This is a genomic window from Clostridium sp. HBUAS56010, assembly GCF_007115105.1.
Lineage (GTDB): Bacteria > Bacillota > Clostridia > Lachnospirales > Lachnospiraceae > Lacrimispora.
In genome coordinates this window covers 144,779-164,183 of record NZ_SULJ01000001.1, presented here as the reverse complement: position 1 = coordinate 164,183, position 19,405 = coordinate 144,779, and the positions used below count along the sequence as shown (strand labels likewise).

The following is a 19,405-nucleotide window of genomic DNA, read 5'->3' as shown; positions in this document are numbered from 1 at the left end:
GCCCGCCTTTTATCTACGCCTATGGCGCATTGTTATAGGAACCGGTAGATTGCCTCTGCCACTCCTGCATGGTCATGATCGCCCGTTACATAAACAGCAGCCCCTTTTACCGGTTCCACTGCATTTCCCATGGCTACGCCTACGCCTGCCAACTCTACCATTTCCAGATCATTCTCATTATCTCCGATGCACATGACATTTTCCAGGGGAATGGCAAGGTGTCTTGCAAGAGCAGCAACACCATTCCCCTTATTGTTTCCCTTTGGATTAATGTCCACAAAAAAAGTATCTGATTTTGCAACATGGAAAAGATTCATATCTATCAAGGACTGCTTTAATAAGCCATAATTGTCTTCATCAAATTCCTTAATAGCCGCCTTAATGATCTCATTCCTGTATCGGTGTGCCTGAGTGCGAAGTTCGTTAAAATCACGACAATAAACGTAATCGGAACGAAGACTCCCTTTCTCCACCAATTCCTTTACCTCCCCTGACATCTCTCTGTTGGTAAGGTTCAGCTCTGCAGTGGAAAGGAAAATCTGGCTGTTATAAATCTCTGCCTGACCGATAATTTTCATTACCAGTTCCTCTTCCATAATGGTTTTTTGAATAATCCGTTCCGAAAGGATCAGTCCGCCGTTTAGGCAGACCCCATTCCTTTTAATGCCAAGCTGGGAAAAAAGCGGCTCAATGCCAGGAACAGACCGGCCGGAAGCAATTGCCACAATAACGCCTTTTTCAAGAGCATAATGGACTGCTTCTACATTTTCCCGGGGCAGCTCCTTGCGGCTGTCAAGGAGCGTCCCGTCGATATCAATGCACAGCAAACCAATCATATTTGTATTGATTATTTCCGTATTTACCATATCAATATATCCTTGTCTAAAAGTCGTAAAACTGCTTCAATAAAGAAGTAATCTCCGTAAATAATGGGTACATGCCTGTCATGCTCCGTTTCATAGGAACCGGAGCCCATCTGTACAATGGAATCATATGCCAGGTCCCAGTTGCAGAACCTTTCATCCGTTGCTTTAAGAATCCGCAGTGCGGCACTGATATAAAATTCCTTTTCCATTTCCGGCACATGAGCCGCGATCTCAAGCATTCCGCAGGCAGCGCAGACACCAGCAGTGCTGTCCCAGTATTCCGGCTCCTTAGGTGCCCGGAAATCTACCAAAGCCACCCCCCCGGTCCGGTCGGTCTGTGCAATGAAATAATGTGCCACCTTTTTTGCCGTATCCAGATATTCCTTTTTGCCTGTGTGAAGAAAACTAAGAGCAAATCCATAGATGGCCCATGCCTGACCTCTGGACCAGGAGGAGCCGGAACCATAGCCCTGTCCTCCGGGAGTTTCTAAAAGTTCTCCAGTCTCGGGATCAAGGACAATAATATGATTGCAGGAACCGTCCTCCCGCACCGTATACTTCATAACCGTATCTGCATGATCCATGGCCACATATTCAAATCTGGGATCCTTGATCTCATCTCTGGCCCAGTAAAGCAATGGGATGTTCATCATACTGTCCACGATCACCCAGCCGGACCGGTCCCGGTTCCAGGATCGGAGAAACTTTCCTCTTGGATTGTACCTTCCTGCCAGCAGATGCGCCGCATGAAGGGCTCTTGCTTTGGCGCGTTCATTTTTCGTAATACGGTAATTGGCCGATGCGGAATGAAGCCACATAAATCCTACATCATGATGAAGTCCCGTATACGTCTCGAATGCTTTGTCAAGCTTATCCTCTACGCCCTCAGCCGCCTTTCGGAAAGCTTCTTCTCCCTCTGCGTGATACATCTGCCAGAGAATTCCCGGCCAGAAGCCGTTGGTCCACCAGACAATATCGGTCTCGGCTTTATCCTCTTTATAAACTCCGTCTTCTGCAATATAGGGAATACGGTCTCCCACTCTGCCGCATTCTGCCAAAATCTTTTTCCGTATTTTTTTATAAGTTTCTTCCGCCCATAAGCGGTCAGCATCTGTTAATTGATATTTCATCTTAATCCTCCCTGGCATGTAATTTTTCTAATATTATTTTTTTGCCGTCTGCCATAAGACAGTTTCCTCTAAGGCTTATCTCCGGCTTTCGTCCGGGACCTGTCTCATCCTTATCTATCTGCGGATTCCCATAGACCAGACAAGCGGTAATCTGCCCCTCCTCTGATGGGGAGATTACTCCCTTAAGAGCGGGAACCCCATTTCTTTCACAGTCATAGATGTTGGTGTTTGGTCCCTGAAGGACAACCTGGGGCTGACGGTTATGGCAAAGATCCCATATCCCGCTGGACATAAGACCATGACGGAGAACCGCCCCTTCGTTTTCCATCACAGGAGTACAGAACTTGGGGCTCCACCCAAAGACCGGGAATGCGCCTTCATAGGTTTCCAGTTCCAGGCTGGTGCGTATCCGGTGTATCCTTACGTGGAATTCTTCGTCAACCGGAACCAGCCAGCTCTCAATCATTGCGGCCTCACCATACCCCCATCTGCTGTATACATACTCTCCGAAAGAATCCCATTCCTCGATCTTTCCCCGTCCTGCAAACTGTCCCGTTCCCTTGACGGACAGTGCCAGAGTGCTGTCCACTGCAAACTGGCTGATTCCCTGCACATCTCTGGAACAGTTAAACCCAAATGCAGTGGAGTAACAGAACTTTCCATACTTGGACATATGCTGGAAAATAGCTGCACTGCTGTACTGACAGGCCGAAAGGGCATAATGGTGCCTTTTGCCTGCCACCATCAAAAATCCGGGGCCCCGCTGTTCTTTGATGGATTCCTTTAAAACCACCGTTTTCCTGTCCTCTCTCCAAAAATCATGTTCCTGAGGGAGAGACAAAATAACAAAGGCTTTAAACGCCCACATAGGCGAACCGGGAGCATTATAGTCCTCACTTAAAATCAGGTTGGGATATCCATAGCCGATGGAGAGCATTTTCTCTGAGAGAATGTCCTGTCCCGCCCAATAATTGAAGTTTCTGAAAATCATATCCTTCACTTCTCCGGCACTGACTCCGGAAACACCGCTGACCGCACATGCACACCAGTAGCATACATGGGCAAAACGGTAGGTAAGGCTCCTTCCAAAAGGCAGGCTCCGTCCCTGTTGGTCCAGCCAGTAAAGAAAATCCGGTTCAAATTCCAGACTCCTCTCCCTGACACTGGAAAGCTTATGTTCCGGGCAGTAACGGTCAAGAATCAGGCTGTAAAAGTGAAACGCAAAGGGAATGTAATAATCCCTCTGGGAATCATGACCGTCTTTGTACCACCCGCCTCCGATATAGAGACTGTCAATCTCTCTGCATGCAAAATCAATGTTTTCCCTGCTGTAGGGAAAACCATTCTCCTTCAGCCCATAATTGATGATCAACAGGAAAAAATACCAGTTCCCTCTAGGAAATTCGATTTCATTCACCTGATTCAGCCAAACAGCCAGACGGCTTCTTTCTTTCTGATCCAGATAGCTTAAAAGCCGCTCCTTGCAACACAGCAGTCCATAACCGAAGACTGCCATCTCCACCGCCGTCTGCCGCCTTGCTGTAGACGGCTCGGGAAATACCAGAGGAGTTCCCGGGTTTAATCCTGCTTTTATTCTTTTTATAAATGGAGCAACCATATCCTCTTCATAATCACCGCTGGCAATCAGGGAAAATACCGCCCACAAAGGTCTGGAACAATATTCAAATCCCCTGATCTCTGCATCGTAGGCTGCACCGGTTGATCCGCTGTAGGAAAAAGGATCCGGAAGCATGGCGGAAAGCCATTCCACCAGATCTCTGCGGTTTTTTAAGTCCTTACATGATTTCAACATATCTTTCAATATCCTCTGCCCTCGTTTTAAACTCCTTTGCCGCCCGCTGCCGGTAAAACCTTCCATCTGTTTTCCTGCCCATGGATTCATAGGATCTGGCAAGCAGAAATTCCAGATACCCCTTCATTTTTCCTCTGTGAGCTCCTGCCTCTGCTTTCAGCCAGTCCGTATAAGCCTCAGAACCGCAAAATACAATCTCATAATGCATCCGATATTTTTCCAGCCGTTCAGGGGGCAGAACCGTCTCCATCTTTTCCAGAATCTTTTTGCATCTTTCCCCCTCCTGCCTGCGGGCAAAATACTCATATCCCCGAACCAAAAGTCCTGTAAGCTGAAAAGAATTCATGGGCTGCTTCATCATGGCATTAAACTGCCCCTTTACCTGGTTCACATCATCAAGGCTGATATATGCGCTTAGTTTCATATTTTCTCTGGTATACCCAGGTAAAACAGCACGGGCCAGTCCTGCATCCACCTGCTTGAAAAAAGAATTGTAATTCCTGGTTTGGAGTGCCGTATAGATGCCGGTAAATACACGTTTTTTTATAAGACCCATTGCCGCGGCTGAAACCGCCATAATCCCTATTATTACAGCCACCATTGCCAAACCATTCATATTCTCTCCTTTTCTGTAGACGACCAAAGGCCGGCAAACCAATGTCTGCCAGCCCTTCAAAGCCATAACTACTAACCGCAGATTCCCAGCACAGTAAGCACCAAAGCGGCTGCAAACATAACCAGCAGCACGGTGACCGGCTTATTCTTCTTTCTTAAATAGAAGAAGGAAGCCATGGTGAGCGCAAGCGGAAGAAGTCCAGGCATGATCTGGTCCAGCACTCCCTGCAAATTAAAGGTAGCTCCGCCAAAGTCAGCCACATACGTGGTCTTAAAGCTTACATACTGCGCCGTCATGGCACCTGTCATAATAAGTCCCAAAACAGCAAAACCTTTTGTAAACGCCTTCAATGCGCCGGAAGCCAGAGCATTGGCAATGTATGTACTGCCAAGCTTCAAACCATAACTGGCCCCAAAATAACGGATCAGCACATTAGGAACGTTGTAGATCAATGCAAATAATATAGGTCCCAGCCAAGAGCCCATCTGAGAAAAGCCCAGGGCAATTCCTGTTGCGATAATACGCAGTGCTCCTGAATAAATGGAATCACCAATTCCTGCAAAAGGTCCCATAAGAGCAACCTTAAGTGCCTCAATGGATGAATCATCAAATTCTCTTCCTATGTCCTTGGCGGATTTTCTTTCCTGCTCCATGGAAATAACCAGAGAGAAGATAAAAGGCGACATGCCGGGTGTAGTATTGAAAAAATCCTGATGTCTGGACATTGCTTCATAGAATTCATCTGTCTCTTTTCCGTAGATATCCTCCAGATAAGGAATCATGGTCCAGCCAAAAGTAGTACCCTGCTGTTTGGTATAAGAAGTACAGAACATCAGCCACATGGATCTCCAGAACACGGAGCCTACTATTTTCTTCTGCTGAGGATTCAGTTTTGTCTTCATTGTAACGGCTGTATCATTGCCTGTGGTGGTATTAGTCATTGAAGAAATCCTCACTTTCATCTATTTTTGCGCCGGAGGACACGCTTTGAAGCCTCCGTTCGTCCTTAATCTTTTGCAGTTCCCGGAAAATGATAAGTGCTGCAACCGCTGCTCCAATAAAGGAAATCTGCACCAAAGATAACATTTTTGTAGGAGCGCTGGTTAACTTTACCGCACTGTCTGCCAGAGCTGCACCTGTTACGTTGTTGTAAAAGAAGAATGCTCCAAGACCAAATCCCAGGAAATAATAGGGGCATATTTCTTTGGTCCATAAGGACTTTAAAAGAAGCGCCATACCAAGTGCAGGGAGCATGGTGGAGGCAACGGTCATGGATTTCTGTACCCACGCCGGAATGATGTCAACAAATGCCTTTACTGCGTCTGTACCCGCCCAGATACAGATAAAGCCAAGAAGGAAATAGCAGAGGTGGAAAATAGAAAACTGGAAAATCCACAGTTTCTTAAATCCCTTTATGTTACGTTCTGCCAAAAGCTTTTCGAATCTTGGTACAAGAGAAGTTACCACAATTTTCATCGAGGAATAAAGAAGAGTTCCAAGTGCAGCCAGGGGAAGAGCCAGGGTAACCGCTGTCGCTAAGTCTTTCCCTAGTAAAAGTGCAAATGCGGCACCGAAAATAGAACCCAGGGTAAAGTCAGAAGGCATTACACCGCCCAGACTTACATTTCCAAGGAATACCAGTTCCAGCTGTGCTGCTAAAATAATGCCTTCCTTTGGATGTCCAAGCAGAGCTCCTAAAATTGCCACACAGAATATAGGTCTCTGGAACATGGTGTTGCCCCACCAGTCAAAAAATTTCGTAAACATGAGTACAAGTCCCACAATTAAAGCGTTCATGATCATGGCTTATTTTCCTCCTAACAGCTTCATAAAGTCTTGCCTTCCATCACTGGGAAGGGGCTGATGAATGATTTCAATTCCCAACGCATGAATCTTTTCCAATACGTCCCGGTCGTGATCTGTTACGTAAACGGATTCAGAAATCTTGGTTTTGGAAGACAGAGCGCCTCCTCCGATTCTTCCGTAATTGGCCACATTGAGAACCGGTCTTTCTTCAATCTTTTCTGCTACCTTTAATAAATCCTCCGGATTATTGGAGATCACCAGGATCTTCATCTCCTGTGCCCTTGGATCACTTAATATCTCTACTGCCTTATCAATGGGCAGTATGGCTGCCTTTACTCCTGCCGGTGCTGCCATTTTAAGGGCACTGACCTGAATGTCATTGGCAGCAATGGTGTCGCTGGCTACAATGATTCTTTGTATTCCCAGCTCTTTTGACCACATGACCGCCACCTGGCCATGGATCAGGCGGTCATCTACCCGCATCATCTTAATCATCTCTCTACCTCCTGGAATATCTTACAAACGTGAAAAAGGTCCATCTTTCATGTAACCTCTTCAAGATAGGTATATGGTATCATATGCGTTTGCCTGTCTCAACCATTTGGACCGACCATCTAAAAACCTCTCCTGTTTTCCCAAAAAATCCTCTATCTTTTCCCGGACTTCTCTGCATTTACCGGAAGTGTATACACAACAATGGTTCCAGTCCCCTCTGTACTGATAATCTCCAGACTGTATTCTGGTCCGAAGTTTTTCTGTATTCTGTCATAAACATTCTTAATTCCTACATGTTTTCCCCCGTCCATGGTCTGCATTCCCTTCTCATCCTGAACAAGTCCGGCATAAAGAGCGCTTAACACTTCATCCGTCATCCCCACTCCATCATCCATTACGGTCACCTCCAGACAGTCTGCCTTTCTGTGGGCCTCAATTCGTACGGTTCCGTTCCCTTTCTTGGGCCGCAGACCGTGTTTTACAGCATTTTCTACAATGGGCTGAAGGCTCAGCTTGATGATTGGTGTTTCCATTACATCCTCATCCACACTGACTTCCAGCTGAATCCGGTTCTCATACCGGATCCGCATGATATAAAAATATTCCCGGATATTTTCAATCTCCATTCGAAGGGGTACCATATCCCCGCTGTGACCCATCAGATATTTCAGCTGTCTGGATAAACTCTCCACCATTCTTGCAGTTTCCCTGTCCTCATGTTCCAGAGCCGTCATCCGGATCACTTCCAGTGTGTTATAAAGGTAATGGGGCTTAATCTGGGATTTAAGGGCATCCAGTTCTGCCTCACGCTGGCCGATTTCCGCCACATAGACCTTTTTGATGTATTCATCAAGCTCCTTAGCCATGGAATTTAAGCCTGACGCCAGAACTCCTATTTCATCCTCCCTGCTGCCCACATCGATCCGGGTCTCTAAATTTCCTTTTTGTATCTCAGCCATGCCGCTCTCCAAGAGCTTCACAGGCTTTCTGATCTGCTTGAGAAAATTGAAATACAGACAAAGCAGTAAGAAAAAGGTCCCCCCTAAGAAAGCCAGAATATACTGCTTGGTGCTCTCCAGATTCCGAAGGACCCGATCCTTGCCGGCCTGGGCAGCCACTGTCCAGCCGCAGTTCTCCAGCCGGTTGTATACCAGATACTTATCCCCTTCCACCAGATTTCCCCTTCCTTCAGACATTGCCCGAAGAAGTGGAACCATCTCCGGCACCATGTTTCCTGTCTCCGAGGGATCCATGCTGAAAATACATCTGCCCCTGTCATCCACAATACGGAAAGATTCGTTGATATCCATACTCACATCGGACAGCATGGAGGACAACTTGCTTAAATCCATATCTAAATAGAAGTTTCCCAGATTGTTTTCTATCGTCTTAAAAGAAGTGATATCCTGATAACTGCGGCGAAAAGTGACCACCTGATTTCTGGAATCCGGAAAATAATTATCCACATGAGTATAGAGAACAGAAAAGTTGGAGCTGCTGTCCTCCTGTCCGGTCCATTTTAAAAAGGCCTCTTTGTCAAGCACCTTCTGGGTATTTTTTGTGGCGTAATAAATCCTCCCCTGATTATCCGCAAAATAAGCGGTCCTGATCCGGCTGTCTCCATCAAGCATTTCATTGAGAATCACCATGACCTTCATTTCCCTTACCTCCTGGCGAAGGTTTTTGTTATTTAAAATCTGATACAGGAACAAACCATCGTCCGTGGAAATATCATAAATACGTTTGGTCAGCTCACTGCACTCGTCCACCATTTCCTGCACGTTATTTCCAGAGTAACGGACCATTCGGTTCATATCATCAAGAACCACCCGTTCCATATTGTTCCTGAATTGAAAAAACAGTACGGTACCGGCAATGAGAAGAGGGACCAGGCCAAGAACCGTAAAGGATATGGTCAGGTTAAAGAAAATGCTCTTTCTTTTCTGTGTCATGGCTCCTCCCATCGTTTGAGCAGGCTTGACGCCAGGGAAGAAACCGGTTTGTCTCCCCAGAGGGCACTAATAAGCACCTGGTCATAATATGCGATAAATCCGTCGGGTGAATTGGCATCCTCTACCAGAAGTTTTGTATGCACCGGTCCCCGTTCATAGGCTGCCTTCATAATCCTTTGATTCCTGGTATCCGGCATACGGACCGTCCGGACCGTCACGGAGTCTGCATTCATCAGTTCCAATATGGTTTCATAAACATCTTCTGAATAAAAGAACTGAAGAAACTTGACCGCTGCCTCCATCTTTGCCTGATCCCCGGCTGTTGCTGCTGAGATGCCCCATTCCACATTGCTGTCATCCATTGCATAAGTAGTTCCATCTCTGCCAGGAAGGAAAAAGAAGCCGAGCCTGATCTGAGGATTCAAATTCTCAATCTGGGACAGCATCCAGGGACCTGTATAAACCATGGCAGCCTGCCCGGAAGACAATGCCTGGGCGGTCTGGCTGTCCAAAATCCCCCGGTAATGGGAATTAATATAACCCTTGTCTGCCAGATACCGAAAATCCGTCAGCATCTCCACCAGATTTTCTTTTGTCATCTGGACCTCCCCGTCTTCTGTGGCAATATAATTCCGAAACAGATAGTTTCCCCAGAACTTCATATGCCAGATATCCGCAGCCCCCAAAGCCAGGGCATCATATCTGGCTGTCTTTAACTTTTCGCAGATATTTAAAAACTCATCATAGGTCTCCGGTACAGAAAGTCCCATTTCATCAAAAATATCCCGGTTATAAATGATTCCGAGAGTGGTTGTATACCTGGGCACTCCGTAACACACCCCATCATAAAACCGCGGATTCACCACCAGAGAAGATACCTCCTGTGGCATAGGTGCAAGAAGCCCGGCCTGTACAAGAGTTCCTGTCTCACGCAGTTCCACAATATCGTAAAACTCCTTCTGAGCTGCCAGGACCTTCAGCCGTTCCGCATAGGTCTGGTTCTTAACCTCAGGTACAAAATAAATATCCACTTTAATGTCCTTATTCTGTTCCATGAATTTCTCTGCCGCATCTTCCATTCCGCTCTTCCATTTAAGATCTCCGGCCGAGCAAGCCACTCTTATGGATACCGGTTCTTCTTTGGGGGCGGAAGGAGTGAACGAACAGCCCATAAGAAAAACAGCAGGAAAAAGGATGCTGGCCAGCACCCTTTTTCCTGCTGTTTTTATGGGGAATCTATCCCGTTTTTTAAACATGTCCCTCTGACCTGTATTCCTTTCTGTATTCATTCGGACTCTTCCCATACTTCCCTTTGAAATTTTCATTAAACTGACGGACATTCCGGTAGCCTACCGCTTCTGCTACCTCATAAGCTTTATAATCCGTATTAGCCAGAAGCCTTCTTGCCTCCTCCATACGGATATCCGTCAGATAGTTCTTAAAGTTCTGACCCGTATTCTTTTTGAAATAACTGCTGAAATAATAAAGATTCATATTGGCAAAAGAAGCAAGGGATTCCAAAGTAAGATTCTCCCGGTAATGTTCTCCGATGTAGCGCTTAATCCTTGCAATTTCATTCAGTCCGCTGTTTCCGGTTCCTTCCTTTATAATCTCAAACAGCTCTGTCAAATAAGCCGCAATCACATCACAGGCCTGCTGGTACAGCGGCTTTATACGAATTTCTTCTGCTGCCCGCTCTCCCTTTTCCCGATAAGATTCATCCACCAGATAGTTGTCCATCAGTTCCTTGGTAATATCAGTCACCAAAAGGATACACCGGTTCACCGCTGCAAAACGGTTTCCAAAATGGAGATTGCGGATTATGAAAAGGATTTCCCGAATCTCCTGATCAATGGAGGACTTTCTGGACAAAAACCCCTGCATCAGCCTTTTATAACAGGCCTGATAATCATCAAAGGAATCCATAAACTGGCGTTCCACATTGGCATACCAGATCTCATCTTCTTCGGTAAAGTAATATAGCTCCAGGGCAAACCGGCTGGTCTTATAAGCAAGCTGGAGCGTCCCTATTTCCTTTATCCGTTCTCCGATTCCGGTCTTTACCATAATGGGCTGTCCGTTTGTCATCACCTCTGCCAGTTTGCGGGTGCGGTAACGGATCATACGGTCATCCTCAGAGGGCAAAAGAGTAAAGATCACATAGCAGTTATTCAAATCCTTTTTAATGACAAATCCCCACTTTTCCTCCTCCAGTTTTTTCTGAAGCCGGTTATAGGCAGAGAATTTCTGCAGTTCCTGCATCTTAATATTGGTGGGAGCCGATCTGGTAAAGTACAGCCGGAAGGCAGCACCAATGAATTCCTTACAGGCCACATCAATGTGAAGGGCCTCAAACTGTTCGTAGAGATCCTGTCTTGCATATTCCTGATTGCCGTTAATTTTATGAAAGATACGGGACAACTCATTCTCATCCTGCTCCAGACTAAGCAGCTTTAAACTGCTTTGTTCGCCCACCAGGCTTACGGCCTTTTTAATGGCCGCTTCCATTTCATCCTGCTCGATGGGTTTTAGAATATAATCCACCGCCCCGTAGGTTACTGCCTTCTTTGCATAGGAGAACTCCTGATATCCGCTGATGAAGATCACCTTTGTTTCAAGTCCCAGTTCATTGATACGTTTCAGCATCTCCAGCCCATTCAGTTCAGGCATGGCAATATCCGATACCGCCAGATCAGGTTTTTTCTTCTGAATCAGTTCAAGAGCCTCTCTGCCGTTGCCGGCCTCACCTACAATCTCGATTCCCATCTTCTTCCAATCAATCAGTTTCCTGAGTCCCTTTAATATGACTGCTTCATCGTCTGCAATAATTGCACGCAGCATCACCCGTTCTCCTTTCCCGGATCTGTATTTAGATCCGCGGCTCTCTTCCATATACTTCAAGCTGGGTCAAAGCAGGAAACGGAGAAGGATCATCGGACTGAATCAGATTTCCCAGACGGATCCAGGTTATGTTCTTCTTTTCCATCTGAAACCCATGAGGTTTCCTGCTCTTTTCCATCTTAACAATTTCCCTGGTTCCATCAGAAAATAAAAGTTCTGCCTCCACCCACCAATTATCATGAGGAAAATCAGCTCTGGTCCAAAGCACAATCCGGTCGATATCCACAGGGCGGCCAAATTCCAGAAGCATCTGCGCATCCTGCCTTTTGTTGATTCCCCAGGATTCATAAGGCCAGGACCCGTGGGAGCGATTGGCCAGCACACCGTCAATGGCATTTCTGGCAGCAAATACAGACTCTCCCCGTGTCTCAACATTGGCGGAAGCGTGAGGATAGCATCCCCTGTCCCCATGCTGGTCCATCACATTCTTAGCAAGATTCCGGTAACCGTATATCTCATAATCTTCCGCCGGGCGGCAGGTCAGATAGTGACGCCTTCCGGTAAATGACTTGGGATTACAGGACTTTTTCCGCTCCTCAAATGGAATCTCAAAATTCAGACTTTTCTTTGTCATATATACCAAAGATTCATCCATGGTATCATCAATTCTTACCACATAATGAGCTTCTGTCCTGGGAAATGTCAGCTTTATAAAATCCCCCTCCTCATAAATATCTTCAAATGCCAGAACCGCCTGTTCCTCATCTTCTTCTCTGGCTTTTAACCGTCCCATCCAGTCATAGACTCCAAGACTCATGGAATCCTCTTTACATTCACTAACAGGAGTTTGATCCGGCACCCAGGAACAGATCAGAGAAAGCTGCCCTTTTATTTCGCAGATATTATATCCAAACGGAATGATAAAATGGGTACCCTTTTTCAGCGGAATGCCATCTATGGTTCCTTCCCCTTCCAACACGCTCACATTGGTAAATGCTCCCTGGAATTTGTGATTCCAGGTTCCATGGATATCGTATTTTTCCACGGTATAATAATCACAAGTCACCAGATGCTCCTTATCCACATCCCTGGTTTCCAATCTGTTTGTCTGATCCTGCACAGGAACAAAAGGAACATTGATCACATCCATACACTGTCTGGTATGCAGATCTCTCAGCGATCCATTCCACATTCTGTCATAATCATACATACGGTAGGTAATGTCACTGGACTGCTGGGTCTCCAAAATCAGTGTACCGGCTTTAATGGCATGAACACAGCCTGGAGAAATCTGAAAAAAGTCTCCTTTTTTTACAGGCACTTCCCGTATCAGATCCTTCCAGCGCTTTTCCTCTGTCATCTGTTCTAATTCTTCCCGGCTTTCTGCATGATGTCCAATCACAATGGACGCGTCAGGGGTACAGTCCAGAACATACCAGCATTCAGTCTTACCCAGAGAGCCATTCTCATGCTCTTTTGCATAGGCATCGTCAGGATGAACCTGTATGCTTAAATCTTCCTGCGCATCTATGATCTTTACCAGAAGAGGAAACTGGTTCCCCAGCCTTCCATCTTCATTGCCGAAAAGCTCCGGATGACTGCTCCACAAACCGGATAGTGATTCTCCTTCATAAATGCCACCGCTGACCCTGCAGTCTCCATTGGGATGAGCGCTGACAGCCCAGCACTCCCCGGTGGCAGCGCTGGGAATCTGATATCCAAAGCATTCCTCCAGTTTCTTTCCTCCCCATACAGCTTGCTTAAATACCGGCTGTAAAAATAATAATTCAGCCATACGATGTCCGCACCTTCCTTACATTTTTTCTGCACTCATTTCAGTGGTCTTTTGCTTGTTACAATTGCTAATTATTTATCAGTAATACTCCCATTTTATTGTCTGTATCTTACCGGCTTTTCAGCCTGCTCTCCCATATTCTTTTGCAAATTCGAAGAATATTTTATGAGTCTGATAGAATTGTTTATTTTTTAACATTTCTTAGTCTCCCTTTACCTTAGAAATGCATGTCCTAACTCAGATTAAAATAAAAACCCCATATACCTATTAAAAAAAGTCGTCCTCTCCACTTCCGCCTTCCGTCAGTGCCTCTGGCTGAATTCTCTGGTTTACTGCATTTGCTTCTGCTACCTTAGCATCTATTTCTTCATCCGACAAAACGCCTGGTGAAAGTACAAGATTGATGACCAGTCCCATATTCATGCCTGCCACCAGTTTCATATTGGGATAATGTAACAACGATGTCATTCCATTACATACACTGCCGCCCATAAGATCAGCCACCACCACATACTGGGTATCCGGATTTTCTTTCAGTTTCTCTTCCACCGCATCCACCATCGGCTGATAATGTTCTCCCGGAAGCATTCCCATAGACGATATGTCCTCATTCTCTCCTATGATCATCTGTATGGAATGAATCATACCCGCTGATAATTTTCCGTGTGATACTAAAATGATCTTCTTTTTATCCATCCTGTAAATCCTTACCTTTCATTTTGCTGTTGATTACTTTCTATTTTAATGTATCATGAGTAGTGGCAAATGGGCAAGGAGACACAGAACATTTCTTAAAAATCCCCCATTTTCTCTGAAAAAAGCTCTACTAATACGATTTGCTTTTCAGTATTTGGGGGCGTTTTCTAAACTCACACGTTCCTGTCTATGGTTAGATTTTTTTTCGAGGCATATAATTTCTCCGTTTCTTGAGTGGTATGGCTGCACCATTATTTAATTCATTATATATTTCATGATTATTTTACAATATTTTCTTCATTTTATCACACACTAGCGTCATCCCATTTTCCTCAATTTCAAAAGTTTCCATTCTATGAAAACCATGAGAAATATAAAATTGGACTGCACGCTCATTTGATGATAAAACTTCCAAAGTACAATAGTGACAGCCACGTGCCACCATTTCCTCTTCAATATTCTGAAAAAATGAATGGCCGATTCCAAGACCTGTATATTGGGGCAGCAAATAAAATGCATGCCACTCTGCATAAGTATTTTCCACCTGATTGACTACGCCAAATACAGTGCTTCCAATAATCCTTCCGTCATGTTCTGCTATGAGACAAATATCTCCATTTTCTGCACTTTCCTGCAAAATTGGAACCCAATGATCCGCTTTCAGAGAAGATAAATATTCATGATCCATAAGCCCTTTATATGCGGATATGTAACTGACCATTATTTGCTCGCTGATTTTTTTTATTTCTTCATGATTCGGAATGCGATATTTTATATTCATTTCATTCTCCATTCAAAAACAAGATTTAAATCAAGCCTTATTGCATTTTAAAAAATATTGAATCATAGGCCCCACTTTTTCCTTCTTTTCTATTTCAAAGTAACCCATCAGAATATTTTCAAATTCCAAAGATGACAGATTGAATTGATCGGTTCTTCCCAAATACTCCTCAATCATCATTGCAATTTCACATTCCGGACTTCCCAGATGGGGAATATCAAGGACAAACCTTCCCTTCGGCTTCATAATCCGATGGGCTTCCATAATTGCTTCTTCTACAAAATCTTTTTCAAAATATTCCAAAGAACCAATACATGCTCCAATGTCAAAAAAGTCCGTCTCATATGGGGTATCGTGCATACTGCCGCAATACAAAGAACCAATGACCAGTTTATTTCTGGCAGCAAATTCATGAAGCAGCTCAATTGTTTTGCTGCTTATATCCACCCCATAATACAGTGACGGCCACTGATCATATCCTTGAAACATCAGGTTTAGGCAGCAGCCAAGATCAACAAAATTCATATTTTTCGTCGGCGATAAATAATCTAACACTTCCTGCCGCCCGCTATCTGAACAACTTTCATCCGTTTGCATGTTCTGAAACAAAGAGAAGTTTGGATGATTTGTAATAAACTCCGGTAATTCTTTGTATAAATCAATCCCCCTCCGCCCCAAATCAATGGCTTTATCATAAGATCTGGAAACTAATTCTAACTGATTTTTCAATACATGTCCCCCCTTACTCCATGGATTACAAATAAGTTTAAATAAATACTATCAGGAATGTGTCATATCAACCTGCCTGGAAATACTCCCACTCCCCTGTATCCAAAGCCTTACAAAAATTATGTATTACTTCAACTCACAACTATATTAGCAGTTAACAAATCGTTGTTCCAATATGCTTATCCAATCTCCATTGCGGTGCACTTCCATCGTCACCCCAGTATTCATTCATTGCAATGATTTTATCATTCTCAATTTCCATAAATGGAATAATATGAAAAGACACTTCCTTCGTAACAGGAAAAACTTTTACTGCTGTAATTATTAAATTACCTACCTTTTCAATCCGTTCACTGGTCCCGTCCCAGTCACCAGAATATTCACAATTTACATATGCAGAATCATGAAAGAACGTTCTCAGTTTTTCTGCATCTTGTTTAAGCACCGCATTCTGAAATTCTTTAATATCCAATTAATCTACCCCCTCAAACGCTTACTCATATACAGCATTTATAATTGATGATATTATATATACTTTTTTTAATAATCAACTAGTCCAGATATTCATGTAAGTCGAATCTATATATACACTTTTCCGTTTCTCCATTTAACCTCATATCATTTTCATCTGGCAATGGAACCACTTTTTCTAAAATACCACCGGCAAATTCGCACGTCTTTTTTGAAGCATAGTTATCCGGATTACAGGTAATTATCAAATATTCCATCTTGTGTTTTCCTGCAAGTTCAAAGAGCAGCTTACACGCTTTCCCTGCAAAATGGTGTCCCCTGTATTTCTCTTCCATAAGGTAACCAATATTGCCCCCATAGTATGCTTTTTCATTGTAGCCGATACGCAGATCACATTCTCCCATTTTAGTTCCGCTTTTATCACAAATGGCAAAATGATAGGTTGGAAGCCACTCTTTAACTGGGTTGCCTTCCACCGTTTTTTCTAATTTAAGATATATTTCATCACTTTTTAGAAATTCTGTATTTATGAACACCATTAATATCCTCCCATAGCGTGTCTGAAAACTGCTTGTTTCCAGTAAGTTACACGTTTTATAGTATTATAAAAAAATGGATTGTCAACAGTTTTTTAGACAGTTTTTTTAAGGGTATTTATTCTATACTTCACCGGAGTCAGGTATTGGATTAGCTATAATTAACTAGACAGATTTTTTAAGGTCATATATGATATTCTTAATAAAGAAAAGATGATGCCCTATGTCTCAGAACAATGAACTTAAAACCCGTCGTACATTTTCACCTGAATTCAAGCAGCAAATTGTTGGTCTTTTTCTTAGCATTAAGAGAAAGTGCGATATTATACGTAATTACGATATTGGTGTTAGTATATAAGTGTAAACGCGAAAAGTTTAACACGTTAAAATATCAATATCAAAGGTGCGTGTTAATCAATGTCCTAAAACGGTATCCGATATACGGATGAATTTAAAAGCAATTAGAAGATTTGTATCAAGCAGGTAGTTCTGTCACCTACCTCAGTCGCGAGTATGGTGTCTCAAACGTAAAATTTATAAATGGATCAAGGAGTTCTCCCCAGTCAAAGTATCTCAAAAGGAAGAAGTCACTTCTAAGGAATACGAGAACATGAAAAAACGTATTGCTGAACTTTAAATGAAAAATGAGATATTAAAAAAAGCTACCGCCATATTCGCAAGAAAACGATAGCAGAAATCGTTACCTTCATTGACAGATTTAAAATCAATCTGTACTATAAAACTTATATGCAAAGCCTTACGTTTCCCCAGAAGTATCTATTATAAGGCTCTTGTTCATGTTCCATCAAATCAGCAATTAGCTGCAGAAAGACTGAAAGCTAATATTAAAAAGATCTGGCTAGAAAGCAAAGCCCGCTATAGAGCCCCTAAAATCCATAAGGTGCAACTTAGTAATCGGATATTCCTATGATACTTCCATTACAGAAGAACTAGCCGTAAAGGCAGTAGAAAACGCTTGTTTAAACGTAATGTCAACAGAAGGAATCATTCTAATTCTTCGATTTACAGGCATGATTCCATTACCGGCTGCCGCCTCCACCGCCTCCGGAAAAACCTCCTCCACCAACAGAACCTGCTCCGCCGCCCATTCCGTTTGTATTATTCCCTGGCGACGCAGAACTGGAAATATGATTTGTCATATTCATAAGAAATATCATATTATAGGCATTGCAGCCATACATTCCTGCGAATGTATCAAAAAAGGCAGGATCCAGGTTTTTCAGGCTTTTGAGGACATGTTCTCCCAATCCAAATAAGATAGCCATTACAAGATAATCTCCCCAAAGTTCTCCACGAACAGAACTGCCCTTACTTTGACTGCGCAGCTCTATCAGATATTTCCGAAATCCAAGCAGTCTGACCGCATGTTCAAACCCCGATGCGGTAAAACGTACCGTACCCTTTATATCCATTGCCGCCATGCTTAACAGGATTAATTCCTGATCGCCTTCCTCCTTTAGTTCTTCTTGCCAGCCGGTCAGCTTCTCATGAAGTGTTTCCGCCCCTTCTTCTATGTCAGAAGCCCAAAGAATGCCGTCATGATCCGTGTTCTCATTTAAGATTTCATAAAGCTTCCACTCCACTCCTTGCCCCAGTGGATTAACCGGGTTAAATACGATAACTTCTTCTTGAGCCTTTTTTCTGGTCCGCGGGTTTTCCCTCTTTTCTATGTGAACATACCCTGCCTTCTGCCAGCGGATAAGATACCCACTCATTAGCATTTCAAGGGAAACTCCCTTGCGCAGCAAAAGCATGGCGGAATATACAGCAGGAATGCTGCCTCCAAAAGGAACAGACCAGTTGGATTCTATTTTTTTCTGTCTGGGAACCCGCATCACTGTGCCGTCTGCTAATTTATAACGAGAAGAAAGAAATGTAATCAAAAAGGCGGTCCCAACACCAATTGTTCCTATAACAGCAAGAGTAATATACAAAGCTGTATCAGAGTTCTTATTCTCTGCATATTCCTGTAGCTTCTCAAAAGACATATCAGATGAGGCTGCCAGCGGAAACAAGCTTTTGTCAAAACGACAAAGCACATTTACATAATCACCATCATCCAGTGCTTTAGAAGAAAAAACATGAAGACTGTCATCGCCTCCAATCCTGACTTCTCCTGGAAAACCATATGCCCAGATACGGGCATTATTTTCAGTCAGGCTTGCATCCGACACCCGAATTGTAATATAAGCCGATTCCGGAGCACTTGAAAGCTCTGACACAAACTGGTGATAGAATCCTGCATAGTCACCATAATTTTTCACCAACCCATCTATGGTATATTGGATGGTATACTGATGGCTGCCATAACTGCCGATTCCCCAACAGAGTTCATAGCCATCGGAGGTTTTTATTATCCCACAGGTACCGGACTTTTCTTCTCTGGTTCTTTTGGGATTCCAGTCAGCCAGGGTTTTGTATTGCACTCCCGATTCGTCCGCTACAGTCAGGGAGTGCACTTTCATCCCCTCCATATTATTCAAGGCCTTGTAATATTCCGTACCACTGGATACACCACGCACATCCCACACCTCAGTTATTACTGCAGAGCCGTCCCTTTGCAGATTCACCTCCATCTTAATTGACGGAATGGCATCCTCCTCTGCAAAGCTCGGAACTGTACCAAGAATTAACAATACAGCCAACAATATAAAAAAAGTGAAAATTCTTTTTTGCTTAAATTTCATTCATTTTCTCCTGCCTTGTTCTATGAAGTAAAAGTCACAAAACTCTCATTATAAAAATAATCTATAATTGAGAATCTTTTTATTGATCTATTTGGATAAATTTCTTTTAACTTCCATGATATCATACTTTCTTATATAAAAAAAGTATAATTCTCCATTTGGGAAAATTA

At 43.7% G+C, this 19,405-nt stretch carries 18 protein-coding genes; all 18 read right to left on the bottom strand.

Annotated features, from left to right (window positions below; genetic code table 11):
- Positions 1 to 32: 32 nt before the first annotated feature.
- Positions 33 to 866: a Cof-type HAD-IIB family hydrolase gene (locus FAY33_RS00730; RefSeq protein ID WP_143318851.1), complete on the bottom strand. Its 834-nt coding sequence runs from the start codon at positions 864 to 866 to the stop codon at positions 33 to 35.
- Positions 860 to 1,996 (bottom strand): glycoside hydrolase family 88 protein, encoded by a 1,137-nt coding sequence (locus FAY33_RS00725; RefSeq protein WP_143318850.1) that lies wholly within the window; start codon positions 1,994 to 1,996, stop codon positions 860 to 862. Before FAY33_RS00725 ends, FAY33_RS00730 begins: the two co-directional genes overlap by 7 nt.
- A gap of 1 nt (position 1,997) precedes the next feature.
- Entirely contained in the window at positions 1,998 to 3,809 is a 1,812-nt protein-coding gene (locus tag FAY33_RS00720) for a DUF2264 domain-containing protein (protein WP_185967446.1), read from the bottom strand.
- Positions 3,793 to 4,425: a hypothetical protein gene (locus FAY33_RS00715; protein WP_143318848.1), complete on the bottom strand. Its 633-nt coding sequence runs from the start codon at positions 4,423 to 4,425 to the stop codon at positions 3,793 to 3,795. The genes FAY33_RS00720 and FAY33_RS00715 overlap by 17 nt, the downstream gene beginning before the upstream one ends.
- Before the next feature lie 71 nt (positions 4,426 to 4,496).
- Positions 4,497 to 5,366, bottom strand: a complete 870-nt coding sequence (locus FAY33_RS00710; protein WP_207705987.1) for a PTS system mannose/fructose/sorbose family transporter subunit IID — start codon at positions 5,364 to 5,366, stop codon at positions 4,497 to 4,499.
- Complete coding sequence (locus FAY33_RS00705) at positions 5,359 to 6,228, bottom strand: PTS sugar transporter subunit IIC (protein ID WP_143318847.1); 870 nt, start codon at positions 6,226 to 6,228, stop codon at positions 5,359 to 5,361. The genes FAY33_RS00710 and FAY33_RS00705 overlap by 8 nt, the downstream gene beginning before the upstream one ends.
- A gap of 3 nt (positions 6,229 to 6,231) precedes the next feature.
- Positions 6,232 to 6,726: a PTS sugar transporter subunit IIB gene (locus FAY33_RS00700; RefSeq protein WP_143318846.1), complete on the bottom strand. Its 495-nt coding sequence runs from the start codon at positions 6,724 to 6,726 to the stop codon at positions 6,232 to 6,234.
- 152 nt (positions 6,727 to 6,878) lie between these two features.
- The gene (locus tag FAY33_RS00695; protein WP_143318845.1) at positions 6,879 to 8,678 is read right to left on the bottom strand and encodes a sensor histidine kinase; all 1,800 of its coding nucleotides are present in this window, start codon (positions 8,676 to 8,678) and stop codon (positions 6,879 to 6,881) included.
- Complete coding sequence (locus FAY33_RS00690; RefSeq protein ID WP_243126508.1) at positions 8,675 to 9,967, bottom strand: extracellular solute-binding protein; 1,293 nt, start codon at positions 9,965 to 9,967, stop codon at positions 8,675 to 8,677. Before FAY33_RS00690 ends, FAY33_RS00695 begins: the two co-directional genes overlap by 4 nt.
- The gene (locus FAY33_RS00685; RefSeq protein ID WP_185967445.1) at positions 9,927 to 11,519 is read right to left on the bottom strand and encodes a response regulator; all 1,593 of its coding nucleotides are present in this window, start codon (positions 11,517 to 11,519) and stop codon (positions 9,927 to 9,929) included. Before FAY33_RS00685 ends, FAY33_RS00690 begins: the two co-directional genes overlap by 41 nt.
- 28 nt (positions 11,520 to 11,547) lie before the next feature.
- Positions 11,548 to 13,314, bottom strand: coding sequence for a type I phosphomannose isomerase catalytic subunit (locus tag FAY33_RS20115; protein ID WP_347562636.1), 1,767 nt, complete (start codon positions 13,312 to 13,314; stop codon positions 11,548 to 11,550).
- A gap of 267 nt (positions 13,315 to 13,581) precedes the next feature.
- A complete protein-coding gene (locus FAY33_RS00670) occupies positions 13,582 to 14,010 on the bottom strand; it encodes a hypothetical protein (protein ID WP_143318842.1) in 429 nt (142 codons plus the stop codon).
- A 283-nt stretch (positions 14,011 to 14,293) separates the two neighbouring features.
- Positions 14,294 to 14,791 carry a GNAT family N-acetyltransferase gene (locus FAY33_RS00665; RefSeq protein WP_143318841.1) on the bottom strand — a complete coding sequence of 166 codons (498 nt, stop codon included), beginning with the start codon at positions 14,789 to 14,791 and terminating at the stop codon, positions 14,294 to 14,296.
- Positions 14,792 to 14,821: 30 nt separating this feature from the next.
- Entirely contained in the window at positions 14,822 to 15,520 is a 699-nt protein-coding gene (locus FAY33_RS00660; protein ID WP_143318840.1) for a class I SAM-dependent methyltransferase, read from the bottom strand.
- A gap of 154 nt (positions 15,521 to 15,674) precedes the next feature.
- On the bottom strand, positions 15,675 to 15,992 hold the full coding sequence (locus FAY33_RS00655; RefSeq protein ID WP_143318839.1) for a nuclear transport factor 2 family protein: 318 nt from the start codon (positions 15,990 to 15,992) through the stop codon (positions 15,675 to 15,677).
- 79 nt (positions 15,993 to 16,071) lie between these two features.
- Complete coding sequence (locus tag FAY33_RS00650; RefSeq protein WP_143318838.1) at positions 16,072 to 16,530, bottom strand: GNAT family N-acetyltransferase; 459 nt, start codon at positions 16,528 to 16,530, stop codon at positions 16,072 to 16,074.
- Positions 16,531 to 17,452: 922 nt separating this feature from the next.
- The gene (locus FAY33_RS19210) at positions 17,453 to 17,611 is read right to left on the bottom strand and encodes a hypothetical protein (RefSeq protein ID WP_185967444.1); all 159 of its coding nucleotides are present in this window, start codon (positions 17,609 to 17,611) and stop codon (positions 17,453 to 17,455) included.
- Positions 17,568 to 19,235 carry a DUF2207 domain-containing protein gene (locus FAY33_RS00645; protein WP_143318837.1) on the bottom strand — a complete coding sequence of 556 codons (1,668 nt, stop codon included), beginning with the start codon at positions 19,233 to 19,235 and terminating at the stop codon, positions 17,568 to 17,570. The genes FAY33_RS19210 and FAY33_RS00645 overlap by 44 nt, the downstream gene beginning before the upstream one ends.
- Between the last annotated feature and the right edge of the window lie 170 nt (positions 19,236 to 19,405).

Bases quoted from the DNA above. Each gene is read 5' to 3' on its own strand.
- FAY33_RS00730 (WP_143318851.1), bottom strand. From the start codon at position 866: ATGGTAAATACGGAAATAATCAATACAAATATGATTGGTTTGCTGTGC.
- FAY33_RS00725 (WP_143318850.1), bottom strand. From the start codon at position 1,996: ATGAAATATCAATTAACAGATGCTGACCGCTTATGGGCGGAAGAAACT.
- FAY33_RS00720 (WP_185967446.1), bottom strand. From the start codon at position 3,809: ATGTTGAAATCATGTAAGGACTTAAAAAACCGCAGAGATCTGGTGGAA.
- FAY33_RS00715 (WP_143318848.1), bottom strand. From the start codon at position 4,425: ATGAATGGTTTGGCAATGGTGGCTGTAATAATAGGGATTATGGCGGTT.
- FAY33_RS00710 (WP_207705987.1), bottom strand. From the start codon at position 5,366: ATGACTAATACCACCACAGGCAATGATACAGCCGTTACAATGAAGACA.
- FAY33_RS00705 (WP_143318847.1), bottom strand. From the start codon at position 6,228: ATGATCATGAACGCTTTAATTGTGGGACTTGTACTCATGTTTACGAAA.
- FAY33_RS00700 (WP_143318846.1), bottom strand. From the start codon at position 6,726: ATGATTAAGATGATGCGGGTAGATGACCGCCTGATCCATGGCCAGGTG.
- FAY33_RS00695 (WP_143318845.1), bottom strand. From the start codon at position 8,678: ATGACACAGAAAAGAAAGAGCATTTTCTTTAACCTGACCATATCCTTT.
- FAY33_RS00690 (WP_243126508.1), bottom strand. From the start codon at position 9,967: ATGAATACAGAAAGGAATACAGGTCAGAGGGACATGTTTAAAAAACGG.
- FAY33_RS00685 (WP_185967445.1), bottom strand. From the start codon at position 11,519: ATGCTGCGTGCAATTATTGCAGACGATGAAGCAGTCATATTAAAGGGA.
- FAY33_RS20115 (WP_347562636.1), bottom strand. From the start codon at position 13,314: ATGGCTGAATTATTATTTTTACAGCCGGTATTTAAGCAAGCTGTATGG.
- FAY33_RS00670 (WP_143318842.1), bottom strand. From the start codon at position 14,010: ATGGATAAAAAGAAGATCATTTTAGTATCACACGGAAAATTATCAGCG.
- FAY33_RS00665 (WP_143318841.1), bottom strand. From the start codon at position 14,791: ATGAATATAAAATATCGCATTCCGAATCATGAAGAAATAAAAAAAATC.
- FAY33_RS00650 (WP_143318838.1), bottom strand. From the start codon at position 16,530: ATGGTGTTCATAAATACAGAATTTCTAAAAAGTGATGAAATATATCTT.
- FAY33_RS00645 (WP_143318837.1), bottom strand. From the start codon at position 19,235: ATGAAATTTAAGCAAAAAAGAATTTTCACTTTTTTTATATTGTTGGCT.